This window comes from Streptomyces venezuelae (assembly GCF_008642375.1).
Taxonomy (GTDB): Bacteria; Actinomycetota; Actinomycetes; order Streptomycetales; family Streptomycetaceae; genus Streptomyces; species Streptomyces venezuelae_G.
On record NZ_CP029194.1, the window covers coordinates 562,569 to 579,030 of the forward strand.

Consider the following 16,462-nt stretch of genomic DNA (forward strand, 5'->3'; position numbering starts at 1 on the left):
ATGTGACGTGACTTCAGCGGCCCTGCGGCCGACCGGCGTCGGCCTTCCGCTCGGCCCGCCGGTCGGCCGTCCGGTCGACCAGCCAGGCCGTCGCCGGGACCACCGCCAGCGCCGTGCACCAGCCACCGAGCGTGTCGGCCGGGTAGTGCGCGCCCAGGACGACCTGCGCCCAGCCCATGGCGCCGCCGGCGACCAGTGCCGCGCCGAGCACGAGTGCCGTGCCGGCCCACCGGCCGAGTCCGAGCCGGCCGGCCACGCCCAGCGCCACCACGAGGGCGAACGCGGTGAGAAAAGCGGTGTGGCCGCTGGGGAAGGACAGGTTCTCGCCGTGGATGGTCCGTGCCACGACGGGCTTGAGCAGCTTCGTCGCCCCCACGCTCACACCGGCGCCGGCCACGACGAGCACCGCCGCCCGAGGACGCCGGAGCGCCACGCAGCCCGTCACAGCGGCCGCCACGAGCATCGCCGCCCCGACGGGCTCCCCCAGGAAGTCGGTGGCCAGGGCGACCTGCCGCCACCGGGGCCCCGCACCCTCCACCACCGCCCGGATCCGCGCGTCCAACGCGCCGGGCCCGCTGTCACCGGCGTACAGCACCCCCAGCACGACGACCGCCGACGCGGCGAGAACCGCGGCCCACCCGAGCCATGCGCGTACCGAAGGGTGCAGCACCGCGGGCGGCCGGCATGCGGTCCGGCTGTCGCGTAACACCGCGGCCCCCGTCAGGCCCGACGGCGTCGGGCCGCGGCCAGGGCCTCCTTGACGTCCCGCACCACCCGGGCCGCGTCCTCGGGGTTGTTGACCACGTCGCAGCTGTTCATGTCGACGACGAGGACGTCGCTGGCCGAGTAGTGCTCGTTCACCCAGTCGTCGTAGCCGGACCACAGCGTGCGGTAGTACTCGACGAGGCTGTCGTCCTGCTCGAAATCGCGGCCCCGCAGCCCGATGCGGTGCAGCACCGTCTCGAAGTCCGCCTTGAGGTAGACCATGAGATCGGGTGCCTTGCGGTACGGGAGGCCGTCGATCTCGCGCATCATCTCGTCGAGCAGCCCCTCGTACACCTGCATCTCGAGGGAGCTGATCCGGCCGAGGTCGTGGTTGACCTTGGCGAAGTACCAGTCCTCGTAGATGGACCGGTCCAGGACGTTGTCGTCCTGCTGGTACGCCGCCTTGATCGAGGCGAACCGGGTCCGCAGGAAGTGCAGCTGGAGCAGGAACGGGTAGCGCTTGGCCTGGATCTCCTCGGGGCTCGCCGTGTAGAAGAGCGGGAGTATCGGGTTGTCGTCCACGCTCTCGTAGAACACCTCGGTGCCCAGCTCCTTGGCGAGCAGCTCGGCGACGCTCGTCTTGCCGATCCCGATCATGCCTCCGACGCAGATCACCGACATACCTCACTTCTCCTGGGAGTCTTCGCTCGTTCCCAGGGGTCGTGGTGATCGGTTGCCGCACACGGCGACGGGCCACCGCCCCGCGGGCCGCATCGAAGCATAGTTGACGAGCGGGGCTCGACGCCTGGCGTGCACCGCGCTACCCGCCCTCGGCGACCTCCGGCGACGCGGAGACGCCTTCAGTCCCGTAGCGACAGCTCGGCGATCACATGGGTGCCGCCGGTCCTCGTGTGGACGGAGCAGCGCAGTGCGTACGCCTCGACGATGTCCAGGCCGCGTCCGCCACAGACCGGCGAGCCGCTCGGTGACCGCCTCGCGCAGGCCCTTCGGCACGTCGGTGCCGTGGAGGCGGCGGACCACCTCCCGCTGGTCGGTCGTGCCTCCTTGCTCGGCGAGCGTGAGCAGGTCCTCCTCGGCGACCAGCGGCAGGCCCTCGCTCCGTTCGTACAGCGCGGAGGCCAGTGCGGGCGTGGCGACCGGGCCCAGCGCGGCGGAGGCCAGCTCCCGGACGTCCTCCGGCGTGAGCGGGCGGAGCCTGATCACCGCGCCGCCCGCGCCCGACGGGTGGCGGTAGGCGGCGCCGAGCACCGATGTGTCCGGGGGCAGGTCCTCGGCACGATAGGTGAGTACGAGGCTGAGCTCGTCCGGCGGGTCGCGGGCGAGCAGCAGGAGCAGGTCCCTGGTGGCCTCGTCCACCCAGTGCATGTCCTCGATGATCAGCGTGGCCGGCCCGAGGACGGTGAGGAGTGCGCGTACGCCGTGGACCAGCCGGAGGCGCTCGGCCTGCTCCCCTCCCTGCGCCGCGGGCGCCGAAGGGAGCCGGTCCGCGAGGCCCGGCAGGAGCCGGGCGAGCGCGCCGACGGCGTCGGGCAGCCCGTTCTCCGGCAGCCATGGACCGGCCTTGGTCAGCGCGTCGGACACGGGTCCGTAGGGGAAGGGCTCACGCAGCGGCTGGCAGAAGCCGATGAGTACGGGACGGCCGCCCTCCGCTCGCAGGGCCGCGGCGGCCTCGCCGACGAGCCGCGACTTCCCGATCCCGGCTTCGCCCTCGATCAGGACCACCGCGAGCGGGTGCCGCACGGCGGCCATGAGCAGGTCCAGCTCGCGCCGGCGTCCCACGTAACGGAAAGTGCCGACCGTCACGGCCGCTTCCGGGCCGAGTGACCCCGCCACGCGCTCACCCACCTCGCCCCGGACGCCCCCGGCCCTTCCAGCCTAAGTAGGTGTTTTTGAACGCTGGCCGTGAGGTGTGTACGGCTGGATGATCTGGGTTGTGGCGTCTGGCGTGGTGGGTCGGCGGTACTGCCGGGAGTGTGGTGATCCGCTTGTGTCGTCGATGGCGGCGGAGGCGGTGTTTTGTTCGGGTCGGTGCAGGTCGAGGCGGTGGCGGAGGCTTCAGCGGACCCGGCAGCGGGTGGTGTTGATGCAGCGTGGCAATCAGGTTGAGTGCCCGGTTTGCGGCCGGTCGTGGACGGTGGGGGTCGAGCGGGCGCGGTCGGCGGTCTACTGTTCGTCGCGGTGCCGCGTGCGAGCCTGCCGTGAACGAGCGGTGTCGCGGAACGGTGTTACGGAAACGCCGTAGGTGAACGGCACGGCGTTATCACAGGTCACAGCCGTCTTGCACGGTCTTCGGGGCCGGGCGACCGGTGCTTCGAGTGCCCCCGGTTCACGCTCTGCCCCGTCATGTCGGGTCCGCGTCACGGTGGAAGCCGACCTGGGCCGGAACCCCTCATTCAGCCGCCACGGGGTGGTCGATCCGGCCCCGGTGAGGGCGGTGATCATCGTGTCAGACCGGATCGGCAACGTCACTCGAACTCGTTACGAACAGCTCGTCGCCGAGGCCCGCGACCTGATCAACCAGATGTCGAAGGCCCAGTTCGCGCTGGGTGACAAGGCCCTGGAGATCGAGCCGATGCGGCCGGTCGGCGGGTCGATGCCCAACGGCACCGACGACCTGTTCACCGTCGAGGAGTCGCTCACGATGTTCGCCGACGACATCGGGGTGGCCCGCTCGACGGTCGAGGACTGGCGGTGGACCTCCTCGCGCTGGCCGGCGGCCAAGCGCAAGGACGGCGTGTCGTTCACCGTCCACAAGGTCCTGGCCTCGATCCAGGACGAGGACGAGCGGTGGGCGGCGATCGAGGACGCCCCTTTCAACTCGCGCTCAGGCAAGCGGCAGTGGACGCCGGACGCGGCGAAACGCCTGGTCGGGCAGCGGGTCGACCGACCGGTGACCGTCGAGGAGAAGATCCAGGCAGTCACCGACCTGACCCGCGATGAGGAGGTCGCCTCCCGGGTGACGGTCGACCTGCTGGCGAGGCCGGCCGCCGCCGCCCAGATCACTCCCGCCGACCGTGTCCGGGTCGTCCGCGAGCTCACCCGGGACGACGAGGTCGCCAAGCAGGTGACCACCGACCTGCTCAAACGCCCTGACGTCGCGAGGGAGACGATGCGGGACGACACCGCCCGTTTCCTGGTCAACCGGGCCCAGTTCGACAACTCCGCCCAGACCCGCGAGACGATCCGCGAACGCACCCCGGCCGCCGTCCGCAAGATCGAGCACACCATCGAATACCTCGACCTGGTCGGCTCCTGCCACCAGTTCGTGGCCACCCTGGGCCGGCTCGTCCCCAGGATGCGGGGCCAGGAGTTCAGCGACGACGAGCGCGAGATCGTCCGCCGAGGCATCTCCAAGGTCCGGGCCGCGGCCGACTGGCTCGAAGCGGCGATCGACAACGGCGAGTTCACCCTGGATGAGCAGCTGGCCAAACTCCTCAAGGACGAGTAGGCCATGACACGGCGCCGGGAGGCCCGGCCTCTTGAGGAGCACCACGGCGACCTGGTCCGCGTCGCCCTGATGGAAGCCCGCCCCTCCGGCCTCCAGACCAGACAGCTCATCACCGCCACCCGACTGACGAAATCCCAGGTCGAACGAGGGATCCGGCACCTTCGGGACGTCGGGGCGGCCGAACACCTCACCCCGATCATCTGGCGGCGGCGGGACGGATACATGTTCTCCGACGACCCGGCGGACTGGATCGAGTACGAGAAGAAGCAGTTCCGCCTCATCCTCGGCCGGCTCACCCGGATGATCACCGGCACGCTGGACCCGCACCTGGCCCGCTACCCGGATGACGAATGGGCCCAGCTGGCATCCGCCCAGCTCACCGGTGTCCGCGCGACCCTGGCCCAGCTCACCAAGTAGGTCCTCGATGCGTCACTCATCCCGCTACCCCTCCGACACCTCGGTCGCCGAGTGGGCCCTGATCGAGCCGCTGCTGCCGGTCCCGGCCTGCCGGACCAAGACCGGCGGGCATCCGGAGAAGTGGCCGCGGCGGGACATCGTCGACGCGATCCGCTTCATCGTCGACAACGGCGCCAAATGGAGGGCCTTACCCGCGGGTTTCCCTCCCTGGCAGACCGTTTACGGGTTCTTCTGGCGCTGGAACCGGGCCGGGGTGGTCACCTGCATCCGCGACCAGCTCCGCCGGCAGATCCGTACCGACAAGGGCCGGTGTCCGTTCCCGGTGACGCTGATCGTGGACTCGCAGTCTGTGAATGCGGCCTCCACCGTCGGCGAGGACAGCCGCGGCTACGACGCGGGCAAGAAGATCAACGGCCGCAAGAGACACATCGTGGTCGACACCCTCGGCCTGCCCGTGATGATCACAGTGACGCCCGGTGATGCCCGGCCCGCGATGAGATCATGGCCAGGGACCTGCTCTGGCGCCTCAGGCTCACGCACCCGCAGATCGCCCAAGTCTGGGCGGACTCCGCCTACTCCCGCGACCTGCTGCCCGCCTGGACCGCGGACCATCTGTGGTTGACCCTGCGGCCCGTGCTTCGGCCCAAGGGCACCAAGGGGTTCGTCGTGCTGCCCCGGCGCTGGAAGGTTGAACGGTCAATCGGCTGGATCATGAACGCCCGCCGCAACTGCCGGGACCACGAGCGTCTGCCCCAGCACGCCGAAGCCCACCTGAACTGGGCCTTCATCACCCTCATGACCCGGCGCCTGGCCCGGAAAGGCCCCCGCACCGACAGCTGGACGAAGAAGAACCGGCCCGCCGGCTGACTACTCCTCGGTCGACTCCGGCGGTCCCTCCCCGCCGAACCGCCGATCCCACCCACAGGGCCAGGCGAGGTCACTCTGGGTGAATATGACGTGGTGTTGTGAGCCTCGGCCTGCGATTTGGACAGATATGGCATCACTGATCGCAAACGAGGAGTTCTGGCAATGGTGAAGCGGCGGTTCAAGCGGCGGGCAGTTGCCGGAGCGTCCTCCGCCGTTCTGATGGCGTGGATCACGATCGGCCTCGGCGTTGCCGAGGCCCGCGCCCAGGTGCCAGAGTGCCAGGGCTTTGCCGCAGAGATCGTTGCCACGCCCGGAACGCCGACCTACGGCACCCCCGAGCGGGACGTCATCGTGGGTACCTCTGGTCGTGACGTCATCCATGGCCTGGACGGCGATGACCTGATCTGCGGACTGGGTGGCAACGACACCATCGATGGCGGGCCCGGTAGCGACATTCTGGTCGGGGATGGGCCGAGCATCGACCAGAGCGTCACCGGCAGCGGGAACGACACGCTGCTGGGCGGCCCTGGCAACGACATTCTGGTTGGCGATGCGTCAAGCGTCGACCAGAGCGTCGCCGGTGGCGGGAACGACACGCTGCGCGGTGGTGAGGGGAACGATGTGCTCGTCGGCGACAGCCGTGCAGCTTCCCTGGACGCCTCTGAAACTGCCTCTGGAGGCGGCAACGACCGGATCTACGGTGAAGAGGGAAGGGACCAGCTCATCGGGGACAGCGAGACCGGTTTCGGTGGCGCGGCCAGCGGCGGGGGCGCCGACCATCTCGACGGAGGTGCGGAGATCGACTTCTTGGTCGGCGACAGCCGCGGCAGCTTCTCCGGCAGCTCCTCCGGGGGCGGTAATGACCGGCTCTATGGGGGAGAGGGGAGAGACCAGCTGATCGGCGACAGCAGCAGCGGCGCCGTCGGGACGGCCACTGGCGGGGGTTCCGACTACCTCGACGGTGCTGTGGGCAACGACGTCCTGGTCGGTGATTCGAGCACGGGGACCGGGACCGCGTCCGGTGGCGGCAACGACCAGCTCGTCGGCGGCGAAGGAAATGACCAACTGGTCGGGGACTCCAGGTCGCAGAGTCTGGGCGGTGACACCAAAGAAGCCGGGAACGACGTACTGCTCGGAGGCCCGGGAACCGCGGACTTCCTCACCGGGGACAGTGAATACATCGGGAACGCCTATGGGGTCGGCGGCAACGATCTCCTAGACCTGGGCGACGACGGAGGAGAGGCTGCGATCGGGGATCACAACACGCGTTTCACCAATGGTGGGACAGCGTTCGGTTCAGGTAACGACCGGATCATCGGGGGCAGCCGGAACGAGGTCCTCATCGGTGACAGCTCGGTCGGTGTTGACGCCGAGACTCCCCCGACGGCAGGGAATGACGTGCTGGACGGTCGCGGAGGCAACGACCAGATGTTCGGCGACAACACTGACTTCTTCTCCACCCGAACCTATGGCACCGCGGGTGGTAGTGACACCCTCCGGGGCAGCGACGGCGCTGACACGCTCACGGCAGGTCCACGCAACGACTTGCTCGACGGCGGCGCCGACTCGCCGGACGAGTGTGACGGCGAGGCAGGAACCGACACCGCTATCCGCTGCGAGTCCACCGCGAACATCCCGTAGACACCGGCGCGGTCCTTTGTGCTCCAGCCGGGGAGGAACTCCTGGCACACCGACAAGATCGCGGTCCGTCACACCACCCGTCTATCGCCCGACGCGAGCCGACACATTCCGACACTCCGGCTTTGCAGCTTCCGGCGGATCTGCCGGAATCATCGACCCACCTGAACTGACTCACGGCCGACGTTGAAAACACCTACTAAGCGTGGCCGCCACCAGCGACGACCGCACGGGCGTGCGGTCGGGCGGGGTCACACAGCGGTGTACTGGGAGGCGTACTCCTCGGTGGGCGGGACGACGGTGATGACGTCGATCAGTACGCCGTCGGGTGCGGCGACGATGAAGTGGCGCTGGCCGAAGTCCTCCGTGCGCAGCGGCAGGACCTCGCGCAGACCGGCCTCCGTCACGAGCCGCCGGTGCTCGGCGTCCACGTCGTCCACCTCGAAGTTCAGCAGCAGGCCGCCCTCGATGGCGGCCCGGTGGCCCTCGGGGACGGTCGGGTGGGCGTGGTCGAGGAGGGCCAGTTCGTAGTGCGGGGCGTCGGGGCGGCGCAGACTCACGTACCAGTCCGCCTCGAAGGTCACGTCGAACCCGAGGTGGCGGGTGTAGAAGTCGCGGGAGGCGGCCACGTCCCGGGTGGCGAGCACCGGATAGAAACCGCCGAGCCTCGCCGTGGGCGCGGTGGTGACGGCGTTCCGTTCGTTCGTCATGGCAGTGGCCCTTCACATCCATTTCACATACCCGGGGTATGCGAATCCTGGGGTTAGCATACCCCGGGTACGCGAAATGGAAAGGGCGGTGGGCACGATGGCGGTCAGCCGGGCGGAACAGCGAGCGGCCACACGGCAGGCGCTGCTGGCCGAGGGGCGGCAGCGGTTCGCCGCCGACGGCTACCACCAGGTGGTGCTGGCCGAGGTGGCGCGGGCCGTCGGGGTCACCAAGGGGGCCGCCTACCACCACTTCGACAGCAAGGCGGGGCTCTTCCGGGCCGTCGTCGCCGACGTCCAGCGGGAACTGGGCGAGCGGGTCGCGACCGAGGCGGAGCGGTACGAGGACCTCTGGGAGCAGCTCCGGGCCGGCTGCCGGGCGTTCCTCGCCGCGGGGACCGACCCGGCGGTGCGGCGGATCCTGCTGGTCGACGCGCCGACCGTGCTGGGCTGGGACGAGTGGAGGGCGCTGGACGAGGAGTCCTCCGCCCGGCACCTCGCCGAGGCCCTGGCCTCGCTCACCGCGGCCGGGATCATCGCCGAGCAGCCGGTGGAGCCCCTGGCCCGGCTGCTCTCGGGCGCGATGAACGAGGCAGCGCTCTGGATCGCCCGGGGCGGCGACCCGCAGGCCGCGGAGCAGGCGCTCGACCGCCTGCTCACGGGGCTGCGCACCGGGACGCCCTGAAAGGCGGGCCCGGGCCGAATGGGCCCCCGATCATCACGGAGGAGGTCAGTCGCGCAGCAGGGCGCAGACGAAGTCCTCCTGGACGACGCGGACCTTGGCCAGCAGCTCCGGCTTGACGGTCTTGCTGGTCTGGGTGGTGATCGAGAAGGTGAGGGACCTCTTGCCGTCGGCCGTGCCGGCCGCGAACTGGGTGTAGCCAGGGAAGTTGCCGGTGTGGCCGTAGACCGTGCCGCACCGCGTCGCGTAGCGGAAGATCGCCAGTCCGCCCGCGTTGACTCCGGGGCCCGCGGGCTCCGAGGCGGCGCCGGGGATGAAGGTCCGCTGCTGGTGGCGGGTCTGCTTCGACAGGAAGTCCCGGCCCCCGGCCCAGGCACGGATGAAGGTGTTGAGGTCCTTCGGTGTCGAGACGATGCCGCCGGAGGCCCAGACGCCCGACGCGCCGATGAGCTCGCTGATGTCCTCCGGCGGGGCGGGCGGAGTCACGTCGTAGCCGTGCAGGTACGGCTCCGGCAGCCGGAATCCCTGGGGCAGGCTGGTCTGCCGCAGGTCGAGCGGCTGGTAGAGGAGCCGGTCGAGGAGGCGCTCGTACGGCCGACCCGTGGCCGCCTCCGCCATCAGCGCGACGGCGATGTTGTCGGAGTTCGAGTACTCGTACCTCGATCCCGGCGGGAACAGCAGGTCCTTGTCGGCGACGAAGTCGAGCAGCCGGCGGGAGTCGAAGTGATGCCTGGGGTCCGCCTGCAGGATCTCGACGAACGCCGGCGCCCTCGAGAAGTCGGGCAACCCGCTGGTGTGGTTCAGCAGTTGGCGGAGCGTCACCTGATGCCAGGCGGCCGGCAGCGCCGGCAGACGCCCGCCGATCGTGTCGTCGAGGTCCAGCTTCCTCCGGTCCACCAGGCGCAGGGCGACCGCGCCGCTGTAGGCCTTGGCGACGCTCGCGATCCGCATGTGGTCGGTCGCCTGGGGCGGGCGGCCGGTCCTCGTGTCGGCGACCCCGGCCCGGTAGACCTTCGTCCGGTCGCCCTGCCGCATCGTCACGATCACGCCGGGCGGCCCCCCGGCGGTACGGACGAGATCGTTCAGCTGCTTGCGCAGGTCCTTGTGCGCGGGCGACGGCGGGGGCTTCGGCGTGCCCGTGGCCTGGACGGGCTGGACCAGGGCGGCGAGCGCCGCGGACGCGGCCAGGCCCGTGACGGACAGCCTCAGGAATGCGCGCGAGCGGGACCGGACTTCAGAGCATGCCGACACGGGAACTCCTTCATGGTGACGCCGGGTGGACGGACACCCGGTTCAGAGGGTCCGCCTCAGCATCGGACGCGCCGACAGGACCTGCCTGCCCGGTGCTCCATCCGGCCCAGACCCGTGGCGGGGCCCCCGTGGGTGCCGTGGCGTGGGCGGTGGGCCATCCTGGGGGTATGGGTGCCGAGCGTGGTGGGTTCTTCCGGAAGCGGCTGCCCGGTGGACAGGGCTCCCGCCGGGCTCGGGTCGCCGTCGTCGCCGCCGCACTCGTCGCGGGCGCCGCCACGGCGGGCGGCTGCGCGAGCGGTGACGATACCGGTGGCGGTGCCGGTGCGCCCACGGGAGCGCAGGGTCCGACGTCGGTGATCCCCGCGACCACATCGGTGGCCCCCTCGGCCCCCTCGCCGACTCCCCCGGCCCCGCCGCCCTCGGCTCCCCCGGCCGCGTCCTCGGCCCCCTCGCCCCGCGGGCCCGTCGCCGCCGAGCTGTCCATACCGTCGATCGGCGTCGAGGACCTCGACGTCGTCCCGTACGAGGGCACCACCGACGACCGGCCGGGCACCCGCATACAGGACCGCGGCGTGGCGGCGAGCCCCTACGGCGAGCGCGGTGGCGTGGGGCCCGGCGACATTGGCAACTACCTGGTGACCGCCCACCGGCTCTCGGCCGGCGGGCCCCTGCGTGAGCTGCCCTCGGTCGAGGTCGGGGACCAGGTGCACGTCACCGCTGAAGGCACCGTCTACACCTACGAGATCACCGAGACGCGGAGCACGTCCTTCCGCTCGACCCGCTCGCTCGCCGAGCAGCGGGCCGCGGTGCCGGGCGAGCCGGGCGAGAAGCCCACCCGGGCCATGATCACGCTCTCCACCTGCGCGACGCCGGAGGACAACGCCGCGGGCAACTTCTGGCGGGACGCCCTGCACAACCCCGAGCACCGCATCGACAAGATCGGCGTCCTGACCTCGACACGCGCGGCCTGACCCGTAAGCCCCCGCCCGGCGATGATCCATGTCACTGTCGTGGGACCTTCAGAAGGCCACGGCGGAGCCCTTAGCGTTGCCGAAACGAGCCGGGCGCGACGCGGGCGACTGCCGCTCTCAGGGCTCATCACCGGCAGGGTGAAGGGATCAGGATGTTCCGCAAGGTGCTGGTAGCGAACCGCGGGGAGATCGCGATTCGCGCGTTCCGCGCTGGCTACGAACTGGGTGCGCGCACGGTTGCCGTCTTCCCTCACGAGGACCGCAACTCACTGCATCGCCTGAAGGCCGACGAGGCGTACGAGATCGGTGAGCCCGGGCATCCGGTGCGGGCCTACCTCTCCGTGGAGGAGGTCATCCGGGCTGCGCGCCTGGCCGGTGCCGACGCCGTCTACCCGGGTTACGGATTCCTGTCCGAGAATCCGGAGCTGGCGCGTGCCTGCGAGGAGGCGGGCATCACCTTCGTGGGCCCGTCCGCGCAGACCCTGGAGCTGACCGGGAACAAGGCGCGTGCCGTGGCCGCCGCCCGCGAGGCGGGCGTGCCGGTGCTCGGTTCCTCGGAACCCTCCACCGACGTGGACGAGCTCGTGGCGGCCGCCGAGGGCATCGGCTTCCCGGTGTTCGTCAAGGCCGTCGCCGGCGGCGGCGGCCGGGGCATGCGGCGGGTCGAGGACCCGGCGAGCCTGCGGGAGTCCATCGAGGCGGCGGCCCGCGAGGCCGAGTCCGCCTTCGGCGACGCGACCGTCTTCCTGGAGAAGGCCGTCGTCGACCCGCGTCACATCGAGGTGCAGATCCTCGCGGACGGCGAGGGGAACGTCATCCACCTGTACGAGCGGGACTGCTCGCTGCAGCGCCGCCACCAGAAGGTGATCGAGCTCGCGCCCGCCCCGAACCTCGACCCGGCGGTACGTCAGCGCATCTGCGACGACGCCGTGAAGTTCGCCCGCCGGATCGGCTACCGCAACGCCGGCACCGTGGAGTTCCTCCTCGACCCCGACGGCAAGCACGTCTTCATCGAGATGAACCCGCGCATCCAGGTCGAGCACACGGTGACCGAGGAGGTCACCGACATCGACCTGGTGCAGTCGCAGCTGCGCATCGCCGCCGGGGAGACCCTCGCGGACCTCGGTCTGTCGCAGGAGTCCGTCGTCCTGCACGGCGCCGCCCTGCAGTGCCGGATCACGACCGAGGACCCGGCCAACGGCTTCCGCCCGGACACCGGCATGATCAGCGCGTACCGCTCTCCGGGCGGCTCGGGCATCCGGCTCGACGGCGGAACCACCCACGCCGGTACGGAGGTCAGCGCCCACTTCGACTCGATGCTGGTCAAGCTGACCTGCCGCGGGCGGGACTTCGGGACCGCCGTCGACCGGGCGCGGCGCGCGGTGGCCGAGTTCCGCATCCGGGGCGTGTCCACGAACATCCCGTTCCTCCAGGCCGTGCTCGACGATCCGGACTTCCAGGCCGGCCGCGTCACGACCGCGTTCATCGAGCAGCGGCCGCACCTGCTCACCGCGCGCCACTCGGCCGACCGCGGCACGAAGCTGCTCACCTACCTCGCCGACGTCACGGTCAACAAGCCGCACGGCCCCCGGCCCGACCTGATCGCCCCGACCACGAAGCTGCTCCCGCTGCCCGCCGGGGAGCCGCGGGCCGGCTCCCGGCAGCGGCTGGCCGCGCTCGGTCCCGAGGGCTTCGCGCGGAGCCTGCGCGAGTCGCCGACCCTGGGCGTCACCGACACCACCTTCCGCGACGCCCACCAGTCGCTCCTCGCGACCCGGGTCCGGACGAAGGACCTGCTCGCCGTCGCCCCGACGGTGGCGCACTCGCTGCCGGAGCTGCTGTCCCTGGAGTGCTGGGGCGGCGCCACCTACGACGTCGCGCTGCGCTTCCTCGCCGAGGACCCCTGGGAGCGGCTGGCCGCGCTGCGCGAGGCCGTGCCGAACATCTGCCTGCAGATGCTGCTGCGGGGCCGCAACACCGTCGGCTACACCCCGTACCCGACCGAGGTGACCGACGCCTTCGTCCAGGAGGCCGCGGCCACCGGCATCGACATCTTCCGGATCTTCGACGCGCTCAACGACGTCGACCAGATGCGGCCCGCCATCGACGCCGTACGGGCGACCGGGACGGCGGTGGCCGAGGTCGCGCTCTGCTACACCTCCGACCTCTCCGACCCGGCGGAGAAGCTGTACACCCTCGACTACTACCTGCGGCTCGCCGAGAAGATCGTCGCAGCCGGGGCACACGTGCTGGCGGTCAAGGACATGGCCGGTCTGCTGCGCGCCCCCGCCGCCGCCAAGCTGGTCTCCGCGCTGCGCAGCGAGTTCGACCTGCCGGTGCACCTCCACACCCACGACACCGCGGGCGGCCAGCTCGCCACCTACCTCGCGGCGATCCAGGCGGGGGCGGACGCGGTGGACGGCGCGGTGGCCTCCATGGCGGGCACCACCTCGCAGCCGTCGCTGTCGGCGATCGTCGCCGCGACCGACCACTCCGAGCGGCCCACGGGGCTCGACCTGCAGGCGGTCGGCGACCTGGAGCCGTACTGGGAGAGCGTCCGCAAGATCTACGCCCCCTTCGAGGCGGGTCTGGACTCGCCGACCGGGCGCGTGTACCACCACGAGATCCCCGGCGGGCAACTCTCCAACCTGCGCACGCAGGCCGTGGCGCTCGGCCTCGGTGACCGTTTCGAGGACGTCGAGTCGACGTACGCCGCCGCGGACCGGATGCTGGGCCGGCTGGTGAAGGTCACGCCCTCGTCGAAGGTGGTGGGTGACCTCGCGCTTCACCTGGTGGGCGCGGGGGTGGCCCCCGAGGCCTTCGAGGCGGCGCCGAACCGCTTCGACATCCCCGACTCGGTCGTCGGCTTCCTCCACGGCGAGCTGGGCACGCCGCCCGGCGGCTGGCCGGAGCCCTTCCGTACCAAGGCGCTTGAGGGCCGGCCCGCCCCCAAGCCGATGCGGGACCTGACCGCGGAGGACCGCACCGGACTGGCCAAGGACCGGCGCGCGACGCTGAACCGCCTGCTCTTCCCCGGCCCCACGAAGGCCTACGAGACGCACCGCCAGGCGTACGGCGACACCAGCGTGCTCGACAGCAAGGACTTCTTCTACGGGCTGCGCCCCGGGAAGGAGTACGCCGTCGACTTCGGTCCCGGCGTGCGGCTGCTCATCGAGCTGGAGGCCATCGGCGAGGCCGACGAGCGCGGCATGCGCACCGTCCTGTCCACCCTGAACGGCCAGCTGCGGCCGATCCAGGTGCGCGACAACGCGGCGGCGGCCGACCTCCCGGTGACGGAGAAGGCCGACAGGTCCGACCCCGGACACGTCGCCGCGCCGTTCGCCGGTGTGGTGACGCTGGCCGTCGCCGAGGGCGACGAGGTCGAGGCCGGTGCGACGGTCGCCACGATCGAGGCGATGAAGATGGAGGCCTCGATCACCGCCACGCGGAGCGGACGGGTCTCGCGCCTGGCCATCACCAGGATCCAGCAGGTGGAAGGCGGCGACCTCCTCGTCGAGATCGCGTGACGCGGTAGGGGGTGTCCTGCCTGATCGGCAGGACACCCCCTCGGGGTTCCGCGCCTTCGCCCCGGCTCCGTTTAAGCGGTGACGAAATCGTGGCCGGGGCGGGCGCGCGCGGCGGAAGGTTCATCTCGGCACCCGGCGACGGGTGCCGAGACCACACCACCTTCCACCGTGAGGACGGCCATGACCGACATGACCACCGCCGCCGGGACGAACTCGACGGCCGCCCGCCCCACCAGGGCGTTCCGGGGCCTGAAGGCCCTCGCCCTCGGCCTGACCGCGCTCGCGCTCGGGATCGCCGGGACCACGGCGCCGGCCACCGCCGCGCCGCTGATTCTCACCGGCGGCTCCTTCACCGGCGACTCGCTCGCCGACCTGGTGAAGAAGGAGGGCGACTCCTTCCGTATCTGGCAGAACACCGACGGCGACGACCGGGTCTGGCCGTGGGGCAGCACCGGCAAGGTGCACGGCAGCGGCTGGAGCGGTGTCGACGCGAGCAAGGTGTACTTCGCCAAGCTCACCAACGACCGGTACAAGGACCTCGTCCTGCTGGACGGTGACAGCTTCCGCGTCTGGACCCACAACGGGACGGCGACGTTCGGCGCCAACCCGTGGACCGTCCCTCCGTTCCGCACCGGCGGCGGCTGGTCCGGCCACGACCCGTCGGCCATCTGGTTCGCGGACATCGACGGCAACGGGCAGGACGACCTCATCCAGCGGAGCGGTGACGTGCTCCAGTACTTCCGCAACCTCGGCGAGGGCAAGAGCTGGGCCGCTCCGGTGACCATCGGGTACGGCTACAGCGGCCACAACCCCCGGGCTATCTGGTTCGCCGACCTCAACGGCGACCAGCGCGCCGAGCGCATCGAGCGGTTCGGCGACCAGTTCATGGTCGCACCCAACACGACGGGCGGCGGGGGCGGTTGGCCCTACGGCACGGTGTACTTCACCGGTTCCGGCTGGTCCGGGCAGGACCCGGCCGCCATCTGGTTCGCCGACATCACCGGCGACAACCGGGCCGACCTCGTCCAGAAGTCGGGTGACGCACTGAGGTACTACCCCAACAACGGCTCCGGCAGCGGCTACACGAACTGGGCCGCGGGTGTCGGCGCCGGCACCGGCTGGTCCGCCGTCGACCCCAAGGGCATCTACTTCGCCTGATCCCTGAGGGACGGGGGTCCACAGGGATACGGCGAAACCCGGGGGCGGCCCCGAGGCCTGGCTACGGCTAAGGCTTCGGGGCCGCCGCGTGCCGTGCCGGAGCTCCCAGCAACTCGCCTGCCAGCTGGGTTCGTTGGTGGAGCATCCAGCGCCCCGAGCGGCGCGAGGTGACGAGGCTGTTCCGCCGCAGGACCGACAGGTGCTGGGAGACCGCCGCCGAGGTGAGGTCCAGATAGGCCGCGAGCTGGCTCGTCGACAGGGGCAGATCGAGGTGGGCGAGGAGCGCGGCCCGGCTGCGCCCGATGAGCTCGGCGAGCGGCTGCTCCGTCCCGCCGGCCGCCTCGTCCGTCCACAGCCGGCCGATCCCGCGCGGCGAGTACGTGAGCGTCGGCTGGTACGGCTCGTTGTGCAGGACCAGCAGCCGGGGCCAGGCGAAGACGCAGGGGACGAGCAGCAGACCCGTGCCGTCCGGCGAACGGCGGGCGAAGTGGAGGGGTTTGTCGATGAGGAGCCGGTCGACCTCGTAGCGCGCCTCGGGGTGGAGGTCGTCGAAGACCTTGGCGAGGCCGCCCGTGGTGAGCTGCCCCGCCCGGTGCGCGATGTCGGCGTCGTTGAGGGCCCGCAGCCGCGGCCACACCGGCTCGACGGCGGCCCGCCAGTACGCGGCCATCGTGTCCACGAGACCCGGCAGTTCCCGCTCCGGATCGTCGTACAGCGGGCGCAGGAGGGCGGGGAGAGCGTCCCCGGTGCCCAGTTCGTCGAGCGCGCCGCGGACCGTGGCGGCGGGCGTCGCGGCGATCGCGTCCAGTTCGTCCCGGAACTCGCCGGTGAGCGCCTCCGGCGGCGGCGCGAGGAAGTCCGGTACGACGCGCGGGCCTTGGGCGAGCGCGAGCAGTATCCGCAGGTCGAGGCCGCGCACCCGGCCCGCCGCGAACTCCAGCCAGGGCCGGTGCACCACGGCGCGGTGGGTGCCGGCGAGCACGGGGACGCTGTGCACGAGTTCCTCGAGGGGGGAGCGTGCGAAGCGTATGCGCGTCAGATCGTCGGGCCCGAAGATGATCTCGATCACG

13 protein-coding genes and 1 pseudogene are annotated in these 16,462 nt (G+C 71.2%); 8 read left to right on the plus strand and 6 right to left on the minus strand.

Translation table 11 applies throughout. The annotated features are described in order from the left end of the window. Nucleotides 1-13: 13 nt before the first annotated feature. The 3 genes from DEJ46_RS02610 to DEJ46_RS02620 are packed head-to-tail and all read right to left on the minus strand — an operon-like array spanning nt 14 to nt 2,559. Complete coding sequence (locus tag DEJ46_RS02610; protein WP_150263967.1) at nt 14-670, minus strand: phosphatase PAP2 family protein; 657 nt, start codon at nt 668-670, stop codon at nt 14-16. Nucleotides 671-720: 50 nt separating this feature from the next. Beyond that, on the minus strand, nt 721-1,386 hold the full coding sequence (locus DEJ46_RS02615; protein ID WP_150263968.1) for a deoxynucleoside kinase: 666 nt from the start codon (nt 1,384-1,386) through the stop codon (nt 721-723). A gap of 3 nt (nt 1,387-1,389) precedes the next feature. Continuing rightward, entirely contained in the window at nt 1,390-2,559 is a 1,170-nt protein-coding gene (locus tag DEJ46_RS02620) for an AAA family ATPase (RefSeq protein ID WP_223834467.1), read from the minus strand. Nucleotides 2,560-3,169: 610 nt separating this feature from the next. Here DEJ46_RS02620 and DEJ46_RS02625 point away from each other — a divergent pair. From DEJ46_RS02625 to DEJ46_RS02640, 4 genes and pseudogenes are all read left to right on the plus strand, one after another. Next, complete coding sequence (locus DEJ46_RS02625; protein ID WP_150274024.1) at nt 3,170-4,174, plus strand: DUF6192 family protein; 1,005 nt, start codon at nt 3,170-3,172, stop codon at nt 4,172-4,174. 3 nt (nt 4,175-4,177) lie between these two features. Beyond that, nucleotides 4,178-4,591, plus strand: a complete 414-nt coding sequence (locus tag DEJ46_RS02630) for a hypothetical protein (protein WP_150263969.1) — start codon at nt 4,178-4,180, stop codon at nt 4,589-4,591. 7 nt (nt 4,592-4,598) lie between these two features. Beyond that, nucleotides 4,599-5,458 (plus strand): annotated as a pseudogene (locus DEJ46_RS02635) (IS5 family transposase). Between the two features lie 162 nt (nt 5,459-5,620). Further along, nucleotides 5,621-7,099 carry a calcium-binding protein gene (locus DEJ46_RS02640; RefSeq protein WP_150263970.1) on the plus strand — a complete coding sequence of 493 codons (1,479 nt, stop codon included), beginning with the start codon at nt 5,621-5,623 and terminating at the stop codon, nt 7,097-7,099. Nucleotides 7,100-7,347: 248 nt separating this feature from the next. On the opposite strand, the gene DEJ46_RS02645 is transcribed toward DEJ46_RS02640, so the two are convergent. Continuing rightward, the gene (locus DEJ46_RS02645; RefSeq protein ID WP_150263971.1) at nt 7,348-7,806 is read right to left on the minus strand and encodes a VOC family protein; all 459 of its coding nucleotides are present in this window, start codon (nt 7,804-7,806) and stop codon (nt 7,348-7,350) included. A 97-nt stretch (nt 7,807-7,903) separates the two neighbouring features. On the opposite strand from DEJ46_RS02645, the gene DEJ46_RS02650 reads away from it, so the two are divergent. After that, complete coding sequence (locus DEJ46_RS02650) at nt 7,904-8,488, plus strand: TetR/AcrR family transcriptional regulator (protein ID WP_150274025.1); 585 nt, start codon at nt 7,904-7,906, stop codon at nt 8,486-8,488. Between the two features lie 45 nt (nt 8,489-8,533). Here DEJ46_RS02650 and DEJ46_RS02655 read toward each other — a convergent pair whose 3' ends face one another. Continuing rightward, a complete protein-coding gene (locus DEJ46_RS02655) occupies nt 8,534-9,736 on the minus strand; it encodes a serine hydrolase domain-containing protein (protein ID WP_150263972.1) in 1,203 nt (400 codons plus the stop codon). A 167-nt stretch (nt 9,737-9,903) separates the two neighbouring features. Between DEJ46_RS02655 and DEJ46_RS02660 the strand changes: the two genes are divergently transcribed. The 3 genes from DEJ46_RS02660 (at nt 9,904) to DEJ46_RS02670 (ending at nt 15,392) form a co-directional block, all read left to right on the plus strand. Further along, the gene (locus tag DEJ46_RS02660; RefSeq protein ID WP_411757709.1) at nt 9,904-10,707 is read left to right on the plus strand and encodes a class E sortase; all 804 of its coding nucleotides are present in this window, start codon (nt 9,904-9,906) and stop codon (nt 10,705-10,707) included. 152 nt (nt 10,708-10,859) lie between these two features. Further along, nucleotides 10,860-14,234 (plus strand): pyruvate carboxylase, encoded by a 3,375-nt coding sequence (locus DEJ46_RS02665; RefSeq protein WP_150263973.1) that lies wholly within the window; start codon nt 10,860-10,862, stop codon nt 14,232-14,234. A 180-nt stretch (nt 14,235-14,414) separates the two neighbouring features. Further along, entirely contained in the window at nt 14,415-15,392 is a 978-nt protein-coding gene (locus DEJ46_RS02670; RefSeq protein ID WP_150263974.1) for an FG-GAP repeat domain-containing protein, read from the plus strand. 67 nt (nt 15,393-15,459) lie between these two features. On the opposite strand, the gene DEJ46_RS02675 is transcribed toward DEJ46_RS02670, so the two are convergent. Then, a complete protein-coding gene (locus DEJ46_RS02675; protein ID WP_150263975.1) occupies nt 15,460-16,461 on the minus strand; it encodes an ArsR/SmtB family transcription factor in 1,002 nt (333 codons plus the stop codon). Nucleotide 16,462 lies beyond the last annotated feature (1 nt).